Source organism: Paraburkholderia sp. J67 (assembly GCF_905220265.1).
In the GTDB taxonomy this organism is placed as follows: Bacteria; Pseudomonadota; Gammaproteobacteria; order Burkholderiales; family Burkholderiaceae; genus Paraburkholderia.
Genome location: NZ_CAJMZK010000026.1, coordinates 53,355 through 68,518, shown reverse-complemented (window position 1 = coordinate 68,518; position 15,164 = coordinate 53,355). Strand labels below are relative to the sequence as shown.

Below are 15,164 nucleotides of genomic sequence, written 5' to 3'. Positions count from 1 at the left end.
ACGCCATGAAACTGGCAACCATTATTGTCAATGGCAAGGAAAAGGTCGCAGTCGTCGATCAGGCTGACAAACTCTTTCTTCTGGATGAACTGATCTCAGGCGATGTTGCGGCAGAAGGGCGCCCGCGTTCGATGCTGGAGATTATCGAATCTTCTCAAGAGCAACAAACACACTGGAGCAACGTGGCGCAAGCCGCACTGGCGGCGGGCAAGGTCCAGCCCGTGAAGCCGGAGGCATGGCTGCCGCCGCTGCGCAAACCGGGAAAGATCATCGGTGTGGCGTTGAACAACGATGCCATTGCGCGCCAGATCTACAAGTATTTCGAAAACCCCGCGTTTTTCATGAAGTCGCCTTCGGCGTTGATTGGCAATGGCCAGCCGATTCGCATTCGCCGTTCGTATGGACTGACCCATCCCGAACCGGAACTGGCGGTGGTCGTCGGCAAGCGTCTGAGCAGCGCATCGGAAGACGATATTCTCGATGCAGTATTCGGCTACACCATTCTGAACGACATCACATCGGTGGCGTTGAAGGACGAGGACAGCGTCCATCTCGAGTTCAGCCGTCCGGCCAACATCCCGTGGCGGCGCGCCAAGGCGCCCGACGATGGTGACATCTATCTCACCTACCACATGCGCTCGAAGAATACCGACACCTTCGGCCCCTGTGGGCCGTGGATCGTCACGGCCGACGAAATTCCGGATCCCAATGTGCTCACGGTGGATTCGTGGATCGACGGGCGGATGATTGCTGAAGATTCGACGGCGAACTTGCGCTTTTCTGTGCAGCGTACGCTGGCACACCTGTCGCGCTACGTCACGCTGGAACCGGGTGACATCGTGCATATGGGCACGGCTGTCGACCCCAAGCGCGAAGCGCTGCGCGAACAGGATTTCCAGAAGTACGGTGGCCCGGTGAAGATCGCTATCAGCGGTATTGGCACTTTGCTTAATCCGGTCGAATTGATCGACGACTGAAGGCGTGTGGCTTTGCCGACGCACACGCGGGTTGGGATGGGTTGCACGACGTGACGTTTGCGCCGACGCCGCCTGATCCACGCCGGCGCGTAGCTGGTCGAAGAACGTCGCGGCTTCAGAATCATGATAAGGACTATTTATGAGTTGTGAGATCAAGCAAGGGGTGCGCTACCGTATGCCGGTTCCGTTTGGGCCGGCTCCGGGTCCGCGCCAGCATCCCGAAGGACGGATGTGGACAAAAGAAGAGACGGGGCGGATGGAAGCGGAGTGGATGAAAGTCAGCTATCTCACCGACGAAGCCAGGCTGGCCAACCTGCTTCCGCCCGGGTTTTCGCTGCGCGGCGCGCCGATCGTGTCCGTATCGTGCGCCTGGTTCGACAAGCTCTATTGGCTGGCCGGACGCGGCTATGGGATCTTGTCGATCGATTTCCCGGTGACGTATCGCGGCAAGACCGAGACTCTTGAAGGCACCTTCTGCCCAGTCATCTGGGAAGGAGCGCCCGATGCGATCATGACGGGACGCGAGGAACTGGGCTTTCCCAAGATGTTTGCGAATATTCCGCGAATCTCGCGCGATTCCGAAGGCAATGCGTCGTCGCACGCCTCCTGGCTCGATTTCCGGTTCTGCGATGTCGCGCTTTCGGGGCTGGTCGAAGAGGCGAATCCGGCAAAGAATCTGCCCGGTTCGGGTGGCGGCGCACAACTCTACTTCAAGTACATGCCGCGCACGAGTCCCGGCGGACGCGAGGGCGCCGATGTCGCCTATGTGACGACTGCCGCGCCGCCGGCAGGATCGGGTGGATCGAGCGACAACATCAAATTCGCCGATTTCGAGTTCCGTCGCTGGACGGGCAAGGGAACCGTCGCCTGGCATGCTGCGACGTTCCAGCAGCTTCCGCTGGCGGCCCACGTTGTCAACGTGCTAGCGGATCTGGAGGTAATCGAGTACATCGACGCGGAACTGGTCGCCTTTTCCGGACCGGGTATTGGTATCTCGGTCGACGCTATGCGACGCGTCGAACCCGCTTGAGCTTGCCTGAATTGCGACCATGAATGCGTGCTGAGGCGAACTCGCCTCAGCACGTTGATCGAGGAATGCTCCGCTTATGCCGGAGCTGCCTGCATTGGCGCGTCCTGATGCGTCGCGTGGGCAGCCGTGCGTGCGCCGTGGAGGTACAGCATATCGGCGAGAGTTGGATTGTGAGAGCGTTCCAGGTCGCGCATGGCGCAAAATTTCGCATCATGCGCTTGAGCCGCCGCCTCTGGCGCGTGGCGAATGATGGCGTCGTAGACGCGCCGCGTTTCGTTCGCGAAGCATTCTGCGACGTCCTGCGGAATCTTTTTACCGCTTTCGTTGATGGTCAGGGCGACATATCCCCGGATGCTGCGAATGAACAGATCGATCAGCGGATTGCGGATGGCTTCGAATTGTGCGTCTTCGGTAGAAAAGAGATCGCTGAACTTCTCCGGCGTGCGGCTCATGTGCAGCTCGCGTTGAAGGCGTTGCACATCTTCAGCGTTTGCCTTGGTCGCAGCCAGCGAGACGGCTTCGACGCTCATGGCATGAAACAGTTCGAACGTACCCGCGACCGATAGCTGGCGCGATGCAAAAAGGCAGCAAATCAGGCGGCAGACCGGCCCGGAAGGCGGGCGCTGAATAATGATCCCGTTGCCGCGTCCCGGCATGGACGTCACCAGGCCTGAGCTTTCCAGCAAACGAATCGCCTGCCGAGTGATGCTGCGGTCGGCGTTGAATTGCAGCGACAGATCTTCTTCCGATCCAATTCGACGGCCAGGCTCGAATTCACGAAAGAAGAACTCCTGAATAATATTGAAGACAATCTGCCCGGCGCGAGCCTTGCGAAGCCGGTCGCGTCCCACGCCCAATGGCGGTGCGCCGGGCGTGAGATCTTCGCGCAAAAACTGAAGCAGAAAATCAAGCGCGGAACGCACTTCCTCGACGCCGCTCACGCGCGCGTCCACGCGTTCGAGAAAGGTCAGCGCTTCGGTGCGGTGCGCTTCAGTGACATCGTTCAGAAAGGCATAGCCGCGCATGATATCCACAATGAGGTCGATATCGGGCGGCGTGATTTCCAGTCCGAGTGTCACGCCGCGCTTGAGGCGAACGATGCCGCGCATGGTCAGCACGCGGGTTGCTTCGCGCACGATGCGCCGGCTGACACCGAAGCGATGACTGAGGGCCTCCTCTGAGCCGGCGAAATTGCCAACCGGCCAGCCCTGCGCGATGAATTGTTCCTCCAGGGCCAGCGCGATGCGGCAACCCAGCTTGGCGCCGCTATTGTCGCGTACGGCTTCGGACATCAATGATCGCCCGTACGTGGCGTCAGCCCCAATAGTCTCTGATTTAGGCATGGTCTCTTGCGGGCACGCATACGCCTGCATGCCCTTGTCTCTGTTGGCTTTTTTTATCGCTCATAAATTGATGCAAGTCAATTGGGGATGCCAGGGACATTCGGCCCGCAGGCCCTGTCCGGCCCCACATTCGTGCCGACACAACGTGTTCCGTCCGCCTCACACACGGATCTATCCCCTGGTTTGACATCGCCGCGCTGGCTATCTTGACGCTTGGAAAAACACCATGCGCGGCGCGGCCGCCAATATCGTTGAGGAACATTTGCATGAGAGCGAGTCAAGTTTTGAAGTCCAGCGTTGCCAGCCAGGCGGATCTCTTCGAGTCGATGGTCGAGCGAATTCGCGCGCTGGCTCCCGAGGTCGCGAGCCGGGCTGACGAGATCGAGACCGGCCGCCGGATTCCGCCCGATCTGATCGAGCGCTTGCGCGACATCGGCGTGTTTCGCAGCTGCGCACCGGCAAGTCACGGTGGTCTCGAACTGCCCTATCCGCAGACGCTGGAACTCCTGCGAGAGGTCGCCGCGCTAGACGGCTCGCTGGGCTGGGTGTCGATGCTGGGCGTGGGTCACATGCCGCACCTTGCGTTGCTGCCGCGCGAGACGTTCAACAGGATCTATGCCGATGGTCCGGACATCATCGTGGCGGGCTCAGCCGCACCGGCAGGCACGGCCGAGATCGTCGAGGGGGGCTATCGGGTCACCGGACGTTGGCCGTTTGCAAGCGGTTGTCAGCACGCGGACTGGCTGTTCGCCGGTTTCGTCGTCACCCGCAATGGCGAGCCGGTTCCCAGGTCGCCGGGCAGCCCGATGCCGCTCACGGGCCATGCGGCTCTGCCCGCGAGCGCGTGGGAAATCGAAGACACCTGGAAGGTGATGGGGCTCAAAGGCACCGGCAGCAATCACATCCGTTTGAACGACGTGTTCGTGCCGCACGCCCAGGTGTTCGGTTACAAGGACAAATCGTGCCTGCCGGGACCGCTTTATGGCTCGGCGCTGCATCTGATTCCCCCGCTGCATTGCAGCCCCGCAATCGGCATTGCGGAGGCGGCCGTTAGCCACCTGATCGAATTGGCGAACACCGGCAAGAAGCAATTGTTGATGACCGAGGCGATGCGGGACTCGGTGATTTTCCAGACCGAGTTGGGACAGTTGAACGCACGTCTGCGCGCGGCGCGGGCCACGGCCCGCACGCAAGCGGACGAACTCTGGGAACAGGCGCTCAATGGCGGGCTGCACCTGTCGAATACCAGTTTGCTGGCGGATTGCTTCCAGACCTCGACATGGGTGACCAACGAATGCGTTGACATTGTCGAGCGTTGTTATCGTCTGGGTGGCGGTTCGGCGCTGTACAGCAGCTCACCGCTGCAACGCTATCTGCGCGACGTCCACGGCGCTTCGCAGCACGCCGCCGTACAGCCGATGGCCTATACCCGTACCGGCGCGATGCTGCTCGGCCACAAGGTCGCGCATCCTGTGGCTGATTGACCCACGCGACGAGGACGGGGAGACACTCCATGAAAGTCATGATGGCTTGTGCGTCGCATTCGCCGCTGCTGTATTTCCCGGCCCGCGAAAGCGACGCGCTGATCGGCGCACGCAAGGCGATGGCCGAAATCCGCGAACAGATTGCCGGGTTCGACCCGCAGCTCATTGTCATGTTTGGCTGCGATCACTACGGCGGGCATCAGATGTATTCGATGCCGTCGTTCTGCGTCGGCCTCGCGGCGCATGCGCTTGCGGATGTCGGCGGCACGCCGGGCAAACTCAACGTGCCGGCCGATCTGGCAGCGAATGCCGTGCGCGCGCTGCGTGACGATGGCGTCGATGTTGCCGTGTCGTATGACATGGTGGTCGATCACGGCTTTTCGCAGGCCCTGCACGAACTGGCCGGGGGCCTCGCGCAATATCCTGTGCTGCCTGTCTTCGTATCGTGCCTGCACCCGCCTTTTGTGCCATTTAGCCGAGCGCGCGTATTGGGAATGGCAGTGGCCCATTACATTGCAGGGCTCGACCTCGAACGCGTTTTGATCCTCGGAACCGGCGGGCTGTCGCACGATCCGGCCTTCCTGTTCCCCACGCTCGACGCGGTCTCTCATGAATGGAAGCCCTACATTCTCAGTGGCAGCCGCCAGTCCGAGGTATCGCAGCAGTCCTGGATCGACTACGAAGTGGCCGCGCACAAGCAGGGCGCCAGGGTACTCGTCGACGAAAACATTCCGCTGCCGGCACTGGGCATTCACGAGGACTGGGACGGCACGTTTCTCGATGTGCTGACGCGCGGCGCTCTGTCCGCATTCGATACGTGGTCGCCAGAGGCACTCGTGGCCGCGCGCGGCATCGGGACGATGGAAGTGCTGACATGGATCGCAGCGACGCAGGCGATGGAGACGGCAACCGCCACGCGGCCTCACATTGTCTACCAGCGTGGCGTGCGTGAAGTGGGAGTCGGATTTGGCGCAGTGCTGGCACGGCAAGCGAGTTTGAAATGAGCAACGATATGATTGCCATTCCTGAAGAGTTGATCGAAGAGGCCCGCAACGGCCGCATGTTTATCCTCGTCGATGACGAGGACAGGGAAAACGAGGGCGACCTCGTGATGCCCGCCCAGATGGCCACGCCGGAGGCCATCAATTTCATGTCCAGACATGGACGTGGTCTGATCTGCCTTGCACTGACTCGCGCACGCGTCGAACAACTGGGCTTGCCGTTGATGGAGCAGCACAATCAGACCCTGCATGAAACGGCATTCACGGTGTCGATCGAGGCTCGCGATGGCGTCACGACGGGGATTTCCGCGGGGGATCGCGCTCGCACCATCGCGGCGGCAATCGACGCCTCGAAAGGCGCAGAGCATATTGTTCGCCCGGGACACGTGTTTCCGCTCATTGCGCGAGACGGCGGCGTGCTGGTTCGCGCGGGGCATACGGAGGCGGCGGTGGATATCGCCCGTCTCGCGGGGCTCAATGCATCGGGCGTGATCTGCGAGATCATGCGCGAAGACGGCACGATGGCGCGGATGAACGACCTGATGCCATTTGCCCGCGAGCACGGCATGAAGATTGGCACGATACGGTCACTGATTGCCTACCGGATGAAGCGCGACCAACTGGTTGAGCAGACCGCCGAAGCACAGTTCAACAGTGTATGGGGCGGCGTATGGACCGCGAAAACCTTCGTCAACAAGGCCCTTGGCACTGAGCAGATCGCGCTTGTCAAAGGGCAGATTCACGCCGATCAACCGACCCTCGTGCGCATGCATGCCCTGAGTATTTTCCCCGATACGTTTGGCGAGGCGGGAGCGGGCTGCACGGTGCTTCAGGATTCGATGAAAGCGATCGCCGCAGCAGGAAGCGGCGTTGTCATCGTCATCAATCGACCGACCGTGGACACCTTGTTCCGCGACGTTCGCGCGCGCGCCCGAAAAGAGTCCCATCCCACGCCAGAACTGCGCGATTACGGCATCGGCGCGCAGATCCTCTCGGCATTGAACGTGCAGAAAATGGTGTTGCTGACCAATAGCCATCATGCGCCGGTTGCGCTTGCCGGTTACGGGCTGGAGATTGTCGAGGAGCGGCCGGTCGTCAGCGACCACGTCGTATCGGGCCATTGAGCTTCCAGGGAATATCGTATGAATGCTGTACTTAAACCGCCTTCGCGTACTGCACGAAGGCATGCCGACTCGCGCCGCGCCCTGTTGAATGCCGTAGCGCAGAGGTTTCTGGATGCAGTCCAGGCGCATGACTTACAGCGTGCACCGCTCGCCGCCAATGTACGTGTGACGCGAAACGGTGTGCAAGTTGGCATACAGGCAGCCGACTGGGAACACATCACAACATTCGTCAGTCGACAATGTTTCGTCGACACGACGTCGGCGCAAATCATGGTGACCGGGGCCGTGGATTGTTCCGGCGTGCTATATCCCTATGGCATCCGCCTCGCGCTCGTCGATGAATTGATCACTGAAGTCGAGGTGATGATCAGTTCTTCGAACCATGGCCATTTCGCCGATGTGGACCGTCTGCTTACGCCCGACGTGCTTTACGATGCGCCGGTGCCGGTCGAACGCGGTGCGGGCAGCCGCGCCAGGCTGCGCAAGGCAGGCGATAGCTACTGGGTCGCCTTGAACGAGAGCGACGGCAGCCTTGCCCACTTCAATCACCGTTGCGACCGCTATGCCAACGGCAAGAAAATCACCAACAGTCTGGCATTGCTGCTTTCGCCGGACGCAGCGGTGCATACGCCAGCGTCGCTTATCACAGCGACGCGCGCGGCGCGCCCGCATGTGGTCGAACGGCGCTTTCCGATTCTGGATGTCGAGCTTGGGGTGTGCGGCAGCATCGCGATTGTCGAGTTCCGGAAGAACGCGGAGAGACCGGACGCGGGAGCGTTCTACATCTTCAGCGTGGTGAAAATCGTCGATGACGAAATACGCAATGTCGATCACCTGCACGTCATTCTTGCGGCCGGAACGGGATCGGGCTGGGGCTAAAGCAGGGCTGTCAATCTCCGTGTCGCTCCCGTACTCACGGAAGCGACACGCCTGCGCTTTAGCTGCGCATGATCGCCAGGCCCCACAGATTGAGCGTCGTCATCTGATGGGGCCATTGACCTGCTGGACGATCTTCCGCGCAAACCTCCAGGTCCGATGATATTTCCGCCAGGTTGCCATCGGGGTCGCGCACCATGAAGAACGTGTCATTGCCCGGGCCATGGCGACCGATGCCCCAAACGACTTCGATGGCATTGCGGCCCATGTGATCGGCCCAATCCCGCAAAGCGGTCCAGTCGGGTGCTTCGCACGAGAAGTGATCGAAGAGGGGCGTTGCTGCGCGAAACAGTGCGAGCGAGTGATGCTCGGCATCCGTGCGCAGAAAGGCCGCTGTTATCGCGCCCTCGGCGTCAAGCACCAGATCCGATACGACGAAACCCAGACCTTCCACGTAAAAGCGCAACAGTCGGGGAATATCGGGTGACCTGAGCGCGAAGTGCTGGATGCGCGCCGGGGGCGGCGAACCGACGGCGGCTTCATGCGAGCCGGCATTCGCTGTTGACACGAAGAAACGCAGGGTGCGTCCTTCCGGGTCCGTGGCCGCGATCGATTGCGAGCGGCTGTCTATCGCATACGGAACCCCAGCCGAGGCCAGCCGGTCTTCATACGACGCGAATGCGTCGGTATGCGGGAACATGAAGTGGGCTTCCGCCAATTGATTGCCCGGGCCGTTTCGCAGCCAGAGCGAGCGGTCTTGCGCTTCGCAGTGCTGATCCGCGCCCACTTGCGCCGGGCGGTAGCCGAACGCGCGTTGATAGAACTCGGCCATCGGTTGCGGCTGTGGCGTTGTCAGCACCAGGCGCTTCAATATCGCATTGATCGTCATGATGAAAAAAGTCGCTTGTCCAATAGTGTTTCGGAAAGGGTTCCGGAAGATTGGACGCTTCGCGCTGCGATAAAACCAGGCGACAAATCGAGTTGCCGTCGGCCCGCAAAATGACTCCTGGTTTCGCCAGGTCCGCGCCCCTATCCTGAGATCCGTTGCAAGAACCGAGCAATCAAATCTAAGGAGTGGAGACATGGCGGCGACTTTTCCTGCGCCAATGAAGTTTGGTTTTGATGAACCCCTGCGTTTTGAGGGTGAAATTTCCGATCTCGAGATTCTGGAAGGGGCGGTGCCCGCCGATCTCGATGGTCTCTACGTCCAGGCCGTTCCGGATTATCAGTACGCGCCCATCAGCGACATTCTTTACCCAATGGATCTGGGCGCCGGTGGCGACGGCATGGTGCGGGCGTTTCGCTTCGAGCAGGGTCGCGCGGCGTTCAGCACGAAATACATCTGCACCGAGCGATTCAACGCGCAACGCGAGGCAGGCCGCGGACTTTTTGGCCAGTATCGCAATCCCTATTCGGATGCGCCCGAGGCGAAAGGCATCGAGCGTACGACGGCCAACACGATGATCAACTTCCACGCGGGCGTGCTGCTCGCAGCGAAGGAAGATGGCGTCTCCTATGCGATCGATCCCGCCACGCTGCGGACGATCGGTCCCTGGCGCGCCAACGGCGCGATCCAGAGCCAGACGATGACGGCGCATCCGAAGTTCGATCCGGCAACGGGCGAGATGTTTACCTTCGGCTATTTCGCAGATGGCGTGGGTTCCATGAGCATCCGCTACTACGTGGTGGACGCGCTTGGCAAAGTTACGCACGAAGCGAGCTTCGACGCCCCCGAGCCGTGGATGATTCACGACTGCGCCGTCACGCCGAACTACTTCCTGTTGCCGCTGATGCAATACAGCACGGACGTCGCCCGCATCAAGGATGGTGGACCGTTCTGGATGTTCGAACCCGACGAGGAAATGATTGTCGGTGTGATTCCGCGCTATGGCTCGGCTGACGAGGTGCGCTGGTTGCGCGGTCCGAAGTGCGTGCTCACGCATACGGCGAATGCATTCGAAGAAGATGGCCTGATCAAATTCGATGTGCTGAGAGTGGACGGTAACGCCTTCGGTTTCGTCGTACCCGACAAGGATGGACGTGGCGGCCCGTTTGGCTCCGCGCCCACTTCGCTCGTGCGATGGACGATCGACCCGTGCTCGGGCAGTGACCGTATCGAGACCTGCGAGGTGCTGGCGAAAGTCACCGGCGAAGGGCCGCATGTCGATGAACGTTGGCACGCGAAAAAGCATCGCTATCTGTGGCTTCCCGAGCTCAAACAAACGACCGCGGCCGCCGATATGGCACCGCCGCCACTTCCGCCCATGCCCCCGATTCCGGGCGCATTTCCGGGCGCTATCCCGGCGCGTGGCCCGCTTCCTGCCGCACCGCAAGGCAATGAGCATGGCAGTTCGCCCACGATGTTCAACGCGATCAGCCTGTTCGATCTGGAAGCCGGCACGAAGCGTCAGTGGTACGCCGGCGACGACACCTGGGTCCAGGACCCGGTTTTCTGCCCACGGTCGGCCGATGCGCTGGAAGGCGATGGCTACATCATGGTGATCCGCAACAGGCGGGGTGTGCGCGGCGGCGAACTCGTCATTCTCGACGCGCAGCAGCTCGAAGCGGGGCCGCTCGCGGTGCTGAACGTTCCGGTGTCGCTGCGGCTGGGTATCCACGCCAGCTGGGTGACGGGCTACCGCCTGAAGTAATTTCATCGATTAATGGATCAATTCGCTATGCTAAATAATACGCAAGATAACGCACCAACCCGATCCGCTTTGCTCGACGAATCCGTTTGGGAAAAATCGACTTTCAACGGCCGTTGGCGCTCAACCCGTGAATCGCTCATCGTCACCGAACCAGCCACCGGCGAGCGCCTCGGTAGTGTTGGCGCATGCGCGCCTGCCGATCTCGACGAAGTCGTTGCGGCCGCACGCAATGGGCAAACGCAATGGGCGGCATGGACCGCGGAACAACGCGCGGCACTGATGCGGCGCGCCGCGGCGATCCTGGAGCAGGACCGCGAAGCCATTATTGGCATGATCATCCGCGAAACGGGTGGAGTGCGAGGCAAAGCCGAAGTCGAACTGCAAGGCACGATTGACGAGCTGATTCACTCGGCCGCCATCCTGATCGGTCCGGAGGGCCATCTTCTGCCGGGCACCCATCCGGCACGGTTGAGTTTCGCGCGTCGCGTGCCGATCGGCATCGTGGGCGTGATCGCACCGTGGAACTTTCCGATGCTGCTGGCCATGCGCTCGGTCGCTCCGGCTGTTGCGCTCGGCAATGCGGTCATTCTCAAACCCGATCCCCAAACCCCCATCGTCGGCGGTGCGTTGCTCGCGCGGATGTTCGAACTGGCCGGTCTGCCCGAAGGCGTGTTCTCGGTCGTGAATGGCGGCGCCGATGTGGGCGAGGCACTGGTCACGGCCGAGGGCGTGCGCATGATCACGTTCACCGGTTCGACGGCCGTGGGACGACGGGTGGGCGAACTGGCGGGCAAGAACCTGAAGAAAGTTGCGCTCGAACTGGGCGGCAAGAGTCCCTTCATCGTGCTCGACGACGCCGATCTGGAGGCCGCGGCTTCCGCAGGCGCGTGGGGCTCTTTTCTGCACCAGGGCCAGATTTGCATGGCGAGCGGTCGTCACATCGTGCAACGCAAGGTCGCCGCTGACTATCTCGCCCTGCTTGCCGCCAAGGCCAAGGCTCTGCCCATTGGCGACCCGTATCGCCAACAGGTCGCCATCGGACCGATTATCAATGACAGGCAGGTCGCGCGCGTTCAACAGATTGTCGACGACTCGGTGGCGGCGGGCGCAGCGCTGCTGGCGGGCGGTACGCACGAAGGCCGCTTTTATCGTCCGACCGTGTTGGGCGATGTGAAACCGGGCATGCCCGCTTACGGGCTCGAAATTTTTGGCCCGGTTGCGCCCGTGGTCATCGTCGACGACGAAGAGGAAGCCATTCGCATTGCCAACGATACCGAGTACGGCCTGTCCGCGGCCGTGCAGACCGGTTCGCTCGAACGTGGCTTGCGTGTTGCGCGACGCATCCGCTCGGGCCTTATGCACATCAATGACCAGACCATCCACGACCATGCCGGCATTCCATTCGGCGGCACAGGCGCGTCCGGTAACGGTTCGCGTTTCGGCAGCCCGACGAACTGGGACGAGTTCACCGAATGGCAATGGATGACCCTCAGCAGCGAGCCGGCTCGCTATCCGTTCTAAGCGGGCGACGGTACTCAATTATCTGATGAGGGATGGAATTCAACATGAACGCAAAACTTGAAACGGTGCAATTGACGGCAGACGACTGGCAGGGATCCGATAAGGGCCGCCAGATTCGCGATGGCGTGCGTGAACTGCTTCCTCTGATTCGCAAGAATGCGCTGGAAGGGGAACAGTTGGGGATGGTGCACCCGGAAACGATGCAGGCGCTGCAAAAGACGGGGCTCTTCCTCGCCTCCGTGCCCACGGAGCTGGGGGGCTATGGCCTGGGCGCGCGCGACCTTGCCGAGATCCTCACTGAAGTCGCACAAGGCGATGGCGGTACGGCCTGGGTCACCATGATTGCGAGTGGCCACACCCGCATTGCGCTCACCCTTCCGGAGCGCGCCATCGCCGAAATTTACGAGCACGCCGCAACATGGCCCGGACCGACCATTGCGGGCGGGTCGCTGTTCTCGGAAAAAATCCAGAAGGCGGAAAAGACTCGCGACGCCATTATTGTCAAAGCAGGCGGTAAATGGATGTTTGCCAGTGGCAGCAAGCATGCTGCATTTGCGGCGGTAGGCATCGATTTCGAAGAAGAAGGCGAGCGCCGTCGCGGCATGGTCCTGCTCACGCGGGATCAGTACGAGATTGTCGACGACTGGCACGTGATGGGCATGAGCGCTTCATCGAGCAACAGCCTGACCACGACCCGGGATATTGAGGTTCCGTTGTACCGCTTCCTTGATCTGTCGAAGTTTCCGGAACGCCTGGGCAGTTTCCGCTCGCGTTACGCCGGATTGGGTTTCCAGTTGAATGCGCTTGGCGTCATGCTGACTGTGCCGCTGGAAATGAACTGCGCGGCGTTGGGCGTGGCGAAAGCCGCCTACGAAGCCTTCATCGCGCAGGCCAAGGCGCGCAAGCCCTTCAATCTTCCTTATGCAAGCGTGGCCGATGCGCCAGCAACACAGATCATCGCGGGCAAGGTCGGCGCGAAGATCCGCGCAGCGCAAGCGCTGCTCATGAAGACCGCCGACAAGATCGACCAGCGTGCCAAAGGCGATGGCAATTTCGAGCCCGCCGAGGAAAGCGAGGCCATCATCGATATGGTGTTCGCGGGCAATCTTTGCGGCGAAGCCATCGACGCCATTCAGTACGCCATCGGTTCCGCAACCGTAAGCGACATGAACCCCATTCAACGCTATGTGCGTGACGTGCGCGTGATTCTGACCCACGGTTCGCTGCGCTTCGATCCGGCGGCGGAGATCAACGGCCGTCACGTCATGGGTCTGCCGCCGTTCTCCGCATTCGCTGGCGGTTTGCCTGGTGTCTCCGCCAAGGCGCCTGAAGATAAATAAGGAGAACGGCAAAGTGACCTACATTCCCACAATCGTCGGTATTGGCGGCACGGCGGCGGCCGGCTCATCAACGGAGCAGGCGGTAGAGCATGTGCTGGCTATCGCACGCCTGCTTGGCTGCCGGACCCAATTGATCGGCAGCGAACAAATGCTGGCCCTGCCGCACTACGGGGCTGCGCCTGAAGCGTTGCCCGAGGCCGCGCGAGCGCTCGTCAAGGCGGTGCGGGCGGCGGATGGTCTGGTGATTGCCAGTCCAGGCTATCACGGGTCGGTGTCTGGACTGGTGAAGAACGCGCTCGACTATATCGAAGAGACCGCGAAAGACCAGCGCGTCTATCTCGACGGACTGCCGGTTGGGTTGATCGCGACGGCGTATGGCGGCCAGGCATCGGTGAATACGCTCCATACGCTGCGTACCATCACGCATGCGCTCAGGGGATGGCCAACGCCTCTGGGCGTGGCCATCAACAGCAGCACACGGCCTTTTCAAAACGGCAAATGCGTCGATGAAGTCACCGAAAGGCAACTGGCCATGCTTGGCCAGCAGATCGTACAGTTTGCGATTCAAAGGGCGGCAAGCGTGACAAACGCGCCAGGCGATCTGGCGAGTATCGGCTGATGAGCGGGGCACGAGCGATGTGGAAATGGACCGTGCTTCTGGCGGGAATCAGTGCGCTGGGTCCGCTGACAACCGATACGTACTTCCCGTACTTTCCGGAGTTGAGCGCGGCCTTCGGCGTGTCGCTCGAATCGATTCAGACGACGCTGACGTTCTACCTCATCGGCTTTGCGCTGATGATGCCATTTCAAGGCTCGATCTCCGATGTCATCGGCCGCAGGAGGACGATTCTGGTTGCGCTGGCAACGTTTATCGGCGCAACGCTGGTGTGTGCGGGCGCGCCGACCTTCGAGCTGCTCTGTTTCGCGCGCCTCGCTCAGGGCGTGTCGGCGGGTGTCGGCGTGACCATCATTCCTGCTTTGGTGCAGGAGCGCTTCCCTGCCGCCGAGGCGAGGCGGCAGATGGCGCATGTGTCGATGATGTTCGCGCTTGCACCGGCTGTCGCACCGGCTTTCGGCGGCTGGCTTGCGCTGCGCTTTACGTGGCCCGCGTGCTTCGTCTTTCTCGCGGTAATCGCATTAGCGATGCTGGTTTTCAGCCTGCGCTCGCTTGAGGAATCTTTACCGGTCGAGCAGCGCAAGCGCTGGGAATGGCACCGCATCGTGCTTGCTCCGTGGGCGCTGCTTGGGGAGCGTGACTTTTTGCTACGTGCCGTAGAGCGCACTTGCGCGACAGGCGGATTGCTGTTTTATGTGGCGTCGGCTCCGGACTATGTCCTGAATGTGCTGGAGTTGCCGAAGACGCAATTCATCTGGCTGTTCCTGCCGGTAGTGGTCGGACTGGTCAGCGGCTCGTTCGCAGCAGGACGATGGGCTTTTCGCATGTCGAGCACATCACAGATGCGTACGGGCCGGACCATATTGATGGGTGCCGCCGCGCTGAACGTGGTGTTTGCGTGGCTCCTTCCCGCACAGCTCCCGTGGGCGGTGATTTTCTGTGGCGTCTATGCCTTTGGTGTGGCCATCTTCTTACCCAGTTCGACCTACGACATTCTCGAGCGCTATGGCAACGAACGGGGCAATGCATCGTCGATGCTGGGCTTTGTTCAATCGGTGGCTTTTGCAGCGATTTCAGCCTGCGCGCCATTAGTCGTTTTTGGTAGTGCGTTGCGGTACGCGCTCGCCATGCTCTTCGCGATAGGTGTCGCGGTGTTTCTGTCTCGAATGATGTTCGTTCAAAAACGTCCCCTTGTTTGACC

13 protein-coding genes are annotated in these 15,164 nt (G+C 61.0%); 11 read left to right on the top strand and 2 right to left on the bottom strand.

The window, feature by feature from the left end; all coding sequences use genetic code 11:
- Positions 1-5 precede the first annotated feature (5 nt).
- Positions 6-977 carry a fumarylacetoacetate hydrolase family protein gene (locus U5782_RS32360; protein WP_322047954.1) on the top strand — a complete coding sequence of 324 codons (972 nt, stop codon included), beginning with the start codon at positions 6-8 and terminating at the stop codon, positions 975-977.
- 139 nt (positions 978-1,116) lie between these two features.
- Entirely contained in the window at positions 1,117-2,007 is an 891-nt protein-coding gene (locus U5782_RS32355) for an acetoacetate decarboxylase family protein (protein WP_322047953.1), read from the top strand.
- A 74-nt stretch (positions 2,008-2,081) separates the two neighbouring features.
- Here U5782_RS32355 and U5782_RS32350 read toward each other — a convergent pair whose 3' ends face one another.
- Positions 2,082-3,299 carry a GntR family transcriptional regulator gene (locus U5782_RS32350; RefSeq protein WP_322047952.1) on the bottom strand — a complete coding sequence of 406 codons (1,218 nt, stop codon included), beginning with the start codon at positions 3,297-3,299 and terminating at the stop codon, positions 2,082-2,084.
- Positions 3,300-3,616: 317 nt separating this feature from the next.
- On the opposite strand from U5782_RS32350, the gene U5782_RS32345 reads away from it, so the two are divergent.
- From U5782_RS32345 to U5782_RS32330, 4 genes are read left to right on the top strand one after another with little or no spacing between them, the layout of a single operon-like run.
- On the top strand, positions 3,617-4,834 hold the full coding sequence (locus U5782_RS32345) for an acyl-CoA dehydrogenase family protein (protein WP_322047951.1): 1,218 nt from the start codon (positions 3,617-3,619) through the stop codon (positions 4,832-4,834).
- Between the two features lie 29 nt (positions 4,835-4,863).
- Positions 4,864-5,838: a hypothetical protein gene (locus U5782_RS32340; protein WP_322047950.1), complete on the top strand. Its 975-nt coding sequence runs from the start codon at positions 4,864-4,866 to the stop codon at positions 5,836-5,838.
- Positions 5,835-6,959: a 3,4-dihydroxy-2-butanone-4-phosphate synthase gene (gene ribB / locus U5782_RS32335; RefSeq protein ID WP_322047949.1), complete on the top strand. Its 1,125-nt coding sequence runs from the start codon at positions 5,835-5,837 to the stop codon at positions 6,957-6,959. Before U5782_RS32340 ends, ribB begins: the two co-directional genes overlap by 4 nt.
- A gap of 18 nt (positions 6,960-6,977) precedes the next feature.
- Positions 6,978-7,838, top strand: coding sequence for a hypothetical protein (locus U5782_RS32330; protein WP_322047948.1), 861 nt, complete (start codon positions 6,978-6,980; stop codon positions 7,836-7,838).
- A 58-nt stretch (positions 7,839-7,896) separates the two neighbouring features.
- Here U5782_RS32330 and U5782_RS32325 read toward each other — a convergent pair whose 3' ends face one another.
- Positions 7,897-8,919, bottom strand: coding sequence for a VOC family protein (locus U5782_RS32325; protein ID WP_322047947.1), 1,023 nt, complete (start codon positions 8,917-8,919; stop codon positions 7,897-7,899).
- Between U5782_RS32325 and U5782_RS32320 the strand changes: the two genes are divergently transcribed.
- Genes U5782_RS32320 through U5782_RS32300 form a run of 5 tightly spaced genes read left to right on the top strand, consistent with a single transcriptional unit; the run spans position 8,918 to position 15,162 of the window.
- On the top strand, positions 8,918-10,486 hold the full coding sequence (locus U5782_RS32320; RefSeq protein WP_322047946.1) for a carotenoid oxygenase family protein: 1,569 nt from the start codon (positions 8,918-8,920) through the stop codon (positions 10,484-10,486). The two genes, U5782_RS32325 and U5782_RS32320, sit on opposite strands and share 2 nt — an antisense overlap.
- A gap of 27 nt (positions 10,487-10,513) precedes the next feature.
- On the top strand, positions 10,514-12,007 hold the full coding sequence (locus U5782_RS32315) for an aldehyde dehydrogenase family protein (RefSeq protein WP_415914441.1): 1,494 nt from the start codon (positions 10,514-10,516) through the stop codon (positions 12,005-12,007).
- Between the two features lie 44 nt (positions 12,008-12,051).
- Entirely contained in the window at positions 12,052-13,347 is a 1,296-nt protein-coding gene (locus U5782_RS32310; protein WP_322047944.1) for an acyl-CoA dehydrogenase family protein, read from the top strand.
- 13 nt (positions 13,348-13,360) lie between these two features.
- Positions 13,361-13,966, top strand: a complete 606-nt coding sequence (locus U5782_RS32305; RefSeq protein ID WP_322047943.1) for an NADPH-dependent FMN reductase — start codon at positions 13,361-13,363, stop codon at positions 13,964-13,966.
- A gap of 17 nt (positions 13,967-13,983) precedes the next feature.
- Positions 13,984-15,162 (top strand): multidrug effflux MFS transporter, encoded by a 1,179-nt coding sequence (locus U5782_RS32300; RefSeq protein ID WP_322047942.1) that lies wholly within the window; start codon positions 13,984-13,986, stop codon positions 15,160-15,162.
- The last annotated feature ends 2 nt before the right edge of the window (positions 15,163-15,164 follow it).

Excerpts from the sequence above, each read along its gene's own strand:
- U5782_RS32320 (WP_322047946.1), top strand. The coding sequence starts at position 8,918 with ATGGCGGCGACTTTTCCTGCGCCAATGAAGTTTGGTTTTGATGAACCC.
- U5782_RS32325 (WP_322047947.1), bottom strand. The coding sequence starts at position 8,919 with ATGTCTCCACTCCTTAGATTTGATTGCTCGGTTCTTGCAACGGATCTC.
- U5782_RS32310 (WP_322047944.1), top strand. The coding sequence starts at position 12,052 with ATGAACGCAAAACTTGAAACGGTGCAATTGACGGCAGACGACTGGCAG.
- U5782_RS32360 (WP_322047954.1), top strand. The coding sequence starts at position 6 with ATGAAACTGGCAACCATTATTGTCAATGGCAAGGAAAAGGTCGCAGTC.
- U5782_RS32350 (WP_322047952.1), bottom strand. The coding sequence starts at position 3,299 with ATGTCCGAAGCCGTACGCGACAATAGCGGCGCCAAGCTGGGTTGCCGC.
- U5782_RS32330 (WP_322047948.1), top strand. The coding sequence starts at position 6,978 with ATGAATGCTGTACTTAAACCGCCTTCGCGTACTGCACGAAGGCATGCC.
- U5782_RS32340 (WP_322047950.1), top strand. The coding sequence starts at position 4,864 with ATGAAAGTCATGATGGCTTGTGCGTCGCATTCGCCGCTGCTGTATTTC.
- U5782_RS32315 (WP_415914441.1), top strand. The coding sequence starts at position 10,514 with ATGCTAAATAATACGCAAGATAACGCACCAACCCGATCCGCTTTGCTC.
- ribB (WP_322047949.1), top strand. The coding sequence starts at position 5,835 with ATGAGCAACGATATGATTGCCATTCCTGAAGAGTTGATCGAAGAGGCC.
- U5782_RS32300 (WP_322047942.1), top strand. The coding sequence starts at position 13,984 with ATGTGGAAATGGACCGTGCTTCTGGCGGGAATCAGTGCGCTGGGTCCG.
- U5782_RS32355 (WP_322047953.1), top strand. The coding sequence starts at position 1,117 with ATGAGTTGTGAGATCAAGCAAGGGGTGCGCTACCGTATGCCGGTTCCG.
- U5782_RS32345 (WP_322047951.1), top strand. The coding sequence starts at position 3,617 with ATGAGAGCGAGTCAAGTTTTGAAGTCCAGCGTTGCCAGCCAGGCGGAT.